The sequence below is a fragment of the Mesorhizobium sp. M7A.F.Ca.CA.002.09.1.1 genome (genome assembly GCF_003998555.1).
GTDB classification, from domain to species: Bacteria; Pseudomonadota; Alphaproteobacteria; order Rhizobiales; family Rhizobiaceae; genus Mesorhizobium; species Mesorhizobium ciceri.
In genome coordinates, this window is the sequence record NZ_RZRR01000426.1 from 1 (window position 1) to 4,614 (window position 4,614).

Annotated in this window: 3 protein-coding genes; 2 read left to right on the top strand and 1 reads right to left on the bottom strand. The window is 62.7% G+C overall.

Going from position 1 to position 4,614, the window contains the following annotated elements:
• A partial coding sequence (locus tag EN994_RS18675; RefSeq protein ID WP_245466047.1) for an ABC transporter ATP-binding protein occupies positions 1-1,656 on the top strand: 1,656 nt, incomplete at its 5' end.
• A 164-nt stretch (positions 1,657-1,820) separates the two neighbouring features.
• On the opposite strand, the gene ilvD is transcribed toward EN994_RS18675, so the two are convergent.
• Entirely contained in the window at positions 1,821-3,665 is a 1,845-nt protein-coding gene (ilvD, locus tag EN994_RS18680; RefSeq protein WP_063169914.1) for a dihydroxy-acid dehydratase, read from the bottom strand.
• Between the two features lie 253 nt (positions 3,666-3,918).
• On the opposite strand from ilvD, the gene EN994_RS18685 reads away from it, so the two are divergent.
• Positions 3,919-4,389 (top strand): VOC family protein, encoded by a 471-nt coding sequence (locus tag EN994_RS18685; RefSeq protein ID WP_063170452.1) that lies wholly within the window; start codon positions 3,919-3,921, stop codon positions 4,387-4,389.
• Positions 4,390-4,614: the final 225 nt, after the last annotated feature.

The window sequence follows — 4,614 nt, forward strand, 5'->3', positions numbered from 1 at the left end:
GAGACAGTGCTTGTGGTGGCCGCCACGACCGGCGCCAGCGCCTGGATTCTCAAAGAGATCACCGACGAATTCGTAGTCTTCAAGCGGATTGACCGGGTCAACCTGATTGCGGGCGGGGTCGCCACGATCTTCATCCTCAAGGGCCTCGCCAACTTCATTCAGGCCTATTTCATGAGCCGTGTCGGCAACGCCATCATCGCCGACCGCCAGCGCAAGATCTACGACCGCATCCTGGCGCAAGGCATCGAATTCTACCATTCGACCTCGTCGTCCGACCTGATCACACGCATGACCAACAATGCGCAGGCGGCACGCAACGTGCTCGACCTCGTTGTCACGTCCTATGTGCGCGATCTGTTGTCGCTGGTCGTCCTGGTAGGAGTCATGGTCTGGCAGCAGCCAGCCTTGTCTATAATCTGCTTCGTCGTCGGCCCCTTGGCTATCTACGGGGTCAACCGCATCCTGAAACGTGTTCGCAAGTTCGCCGCGATGGAGTTTCGCTCGGTCGGCCAGATCGTGCAGGTGATGCAGGAAACGGCAATCGGCGTGCGCGTCGTCAAATCCTTCAACCTCGAAGGCGCGATGCGCAACCGCATGTACAAGGCCGTGTCGGACGTCGAGAACCGGGCCAATAACATCGCGACGCTGGAGGCTGCGACAAGCCCGGTGATGGAGACGCTGGCCGGGCTGGCTATTGCCGGGGCCATCTTCGTCAGCGGCTTCCTGGTCTTGCAGGGCGGCCAGATGCCGGGAAACATCATGGCCTTCATCGGGGCGCTCCTGTTTGCCTATGAGCCGGCAAAGCGCCTTGCGCGCGTACGCATATCGCTGGAAAGCGGCATTGTCGGCGTGCGCATGATGTTCGAGCTCGCCGACCAGCCGCTCACTCTGGTCGAGAAGCCGGACGCGAAGCCGCTTCTGGCCGGACCGGGCGAGATCCGGTTCGACGCCGTCGACTTCGCTTATCAGAAAGGGCCGCCGGTGCTGGACAGGTTCGATCTGACGCTTGCGCCCGGCAAGATGACGGCGCTGGTCGGGCCTTCCGGCGGCGGCAAGTCGACGATTCTAAACCTGATCATGCGCATGTATGATCCGCAGAGCGGCAGGGTGCTGTTCGACGGTCAGGATATTTCCCATGCGACGCTCGCATCGCTGCGGGAAAAGATCGCCTATGTCAGCCAGGATACGTTCCTGTTTGCCGGCACCATCATGCACAACATCCGGCTTGGGCGCGAGGGTGCGACCGACGATGAGGTGATCGCCGCCGCCAAGGCGGCCAACGCGCATGACTTCATCAGCGCGCAGGCGAAAGGCTACGAGACGGATGTCGGCGAGAATGGCGGCCTACTGTCGGGCGGCCAGCGCCAACGGATCTCGATCGCACGCGCCATGCTGCGCAATGCGGAGATCCTGCTGCTGGACGAAGCGACCAGCGCGCTCGACGCCGAATCGGAAGCGCTGTTCCGCGACGCGCTGCAGCAATTGACGGAAGGCCGCACGACGATCGTCATCGCGCACCGTCTGTCGACCGTGCACCAGGCCGACACAATCGTGGTGCTCGAAGCCGGCAAGGTGGTGGAAAGCGGCCCGCACAAGGCCTTGCTCAAGCAGGGCGGGCTCTATCAGAAGCTCTATGAGTATCAGTTGATGCCGTAGCACTTCTCTTCCCTTCCCCCCCCTTGTGGGGGAAGGTGGATCGGCGCGCGGCGCCGAGACGGATGAGGGGTGTTCCAGCGGAGTGAGACGTCGGTGTTCTCTGGACCACCCCTCATCCGTCGCCTGCGGCGACATCTTCTCCCACAGGGGAGAAGGAAGAAACCTCACTCCGGCACAAACCTCACCGCGCCCTTGGCCGCGCTGGTGGCCATGGCGGCATAGGCGCGCAAGGCGGTCGTCACCTTGCGCTTGCGCTTTTCCTCAGGCTTCCAGGCCAGGGCGCCCCTGGCCTCCATCGCCGCCCGGCGCGCAGCGAGTTCCGCCTCATCGACAGCCAGGCGGATGCTGCGGTTCGGGATGTCGATCTCGATCGTATCGCCCTCCTGCACCAGTCCGATCAAACCGCCTTCGGCAGCTTCCGGCGACGCATGGCCGATCGACAGACCCGAGGTGCCGCCGGAGAAGCGGCCGTCAGTAATCAGAGCGCAGGCCTTGCCGAGGCCCTTCGACTTCAGATAGCTGGTCGGATAGAGCATCTCCTGCATGCCGGGGCCGCCGCGCGGTCCTTCATAGCGGATGACGACGACATCGCCGGCCTTGATCTCATTGGACAGGATCGCCTTGACGCTCGAATCCTGGCTTTCGAACACGCGGGCCGGGCCGGTGAATTTCAGGATCGATTCATCGACGCCCGCCGTCTTCACGATGCAGCCGTCGAGCGCCAGATTGCCCTTCAGCACGGCAAGGCCGCCATCCTTGGAAAAGGGATGTTCGGTCGAGCGGATAACGCCTTTCTCGCGGTCGAGATCGAGCTCGTCCCAGCGGCGCTCCTGGCTGAAGGCGACCTGTGTCGGCACGCCGCCAGGGGCGGCGAGGAAGAAATCGCGCACGCTCTGGCTGGTCGTGCGGGAAATGTCCCAATGGTCGAGCGCCTCGCCCAGGGTTGACGTATGCACCGTCGGCAGGTCGCGGTTGAGCAGGCCGGCATTGTCGAGCTGGCCGAGGATGGCCATGATGCCGCCGGCGCGGTGGACGTCTTCCATGTGGACGTCGGACTTGGCGGGCGCAACCTTGCACAGCACCGGCACCTTGCGCGACAGCGCGTCGATGTCGTCCTGATCGAAATCGATCTCGCCCTCATGCGCGGCAGCCAGGATATGCAACACGGTGTTGGTCGAACCGCCCATGGCGATGTCGAGCGTCATGGCGTTCTCGAAAGCGCCCTTCGAGGCGATGTTGCGCGGCAGTGCGGTTTCGTCGTCCTGTTCGTAATAGCGCTGGGCGAGATCGACGATCAGGTGGCCGGCCTCGACGAACAGACGCTTGCGGTCGGCATGCGTCGCCAATGTCGAGCCGTTGCCGGGCAGCGACAGGCCAAGCGCCTCGGTCAAACAATTCATCGAATTGGCGGTGAACATGCCCGAGCAGGAGCCGCAGGTCGGGCAGGCCGAGCGCTCGATGACCTTGACGTCCTCATCGGAGATCTTGTCGTCGGCGGCCGCGACCATGGCATCGACCAGGTCGAGCGCCTGCGTCTTGCCGGCGAGCACCACCTTGCCGGCTTCCATCGGACCGCCGGAGACGAAGACGGTCGGGATGTTGAGGCGCAACGAGGCCATCAGCATGCCGGGCGTGATCTTGTCGCAATTGGAGATGCAGACCATGGCGTCGGCGCAATGCGCGTTGACCATGTATTCGACAGAATCGGCGATCAGCTCGCGCGACGGGAGCGAATAGAGCATGCCGTCATGGCCCATGGCGATGCCGTCATCGACGGCGATGGTGTTGAATTCCTTGGCAACGCCGCCGGCCTTTTCGATCTCGCGCGCGACCAATTGGCCGAGATCCTTCAGATGGACATGGCCCGGCACGAACTGGGTGAAGGAGTTGACCACCGCAATGATCGGCTTGCCGAAATCCGAGTCCTTCATGCCGGTGGCGCGCCAGAGGCCGCGAGCGCCGGCCATGTTGCGGCCATGGGTGGTGGTGCGGGAACGATAGGCAGGCATGTTTTTTCCTTGGTGGCTGGCCGCAGCCCAGGGGTTGGCGCGGCGGAGCTGAATTCGGACCGCAGGCGTTATAGACGCGCAAGTATGGTCTGGCCACAATTTTGCAATGCGCCAGATTCTCTCAAAAAAATGCGTGGCACTGTCGGATGGCGCGCTGCATGTCCGTCCTTGGGCAGACGGCAAGGAGATGGCACCATATTCGGAGTCAGCCGTTTCACAGGAACAGCGACCGAAACAGCACGAGGAGCACGACATGCAAAAGATCACCACCTGCCTGTGGTTCGACGGCCGAGCCGAAGAGGCCATGAACTTCTACGTCTCCATCTTCAAGAATTCCAAGGTGCTGAGCGTGATGCGTTGGCCCGAAGGCCACGCCGATGCAGGCAAGGTGTTGGTGACCACGTTCGAACTCGACGGCGTGCAGTTCCAGGCGCTCAATGGTGGACCGCAGTTCAAGCACAGCGAAGCGATGTCGCAGTCGATCGACTGCAAGACGCAGGAAGAGGTGGATTACTTCTGGGACAAGCTCATCGAAGGTGGCGGCCAACCATCGCAATGCAGCTGGCTGAAGGATAAATTCGGCGTCTCCTGGCAGGTTGTGCCGGAGCAGCTGCCGCGCCTGCTTCTGGATCCGGACCGGGCCAAGGCCGGCCGCGTGATGTCGGCGATGATGCAGATGAGCAAGATCGACATCGCCAAGATAGAGGAAGCTGCCAGAGGATAGTCGAGGGTCGCGCCGCCCCTCATCCGCCCTTCGGGCACCTTCTCCCCGTGAACGGGGAGAAGGAAAAAGCGCGACTTACGCCGCTCTGTCGCGGACCTGATAGTCCTTGATCGTGGCAAACTTGATCGCCTTCCAGCGCTCCGCTTCGTAGTTCAGCGAGAAGGCGTGCTGGGCGAGGAACACCGGGTCGTTGTCGAGGTCGCGGGCGATGTCGCCGCGATGCGC

Bases quoted from the DNA above. Each gene is read 5' to 3' on its own strand.
- ilvD (WP_063169914.1), bottom strand. From the start codon at position 3,665: ATGCCTGCCTATCGTTCCCGCACCACCACCCATGGCCGCAACATGGCC.
- EN994_RS18685 (WP_063170452.1), top strand. From the start codon at position 3,919: ATGCAAAAGATCACCACCTGCCTGTGGTTCGACGGCCGAGCCGAAGAG.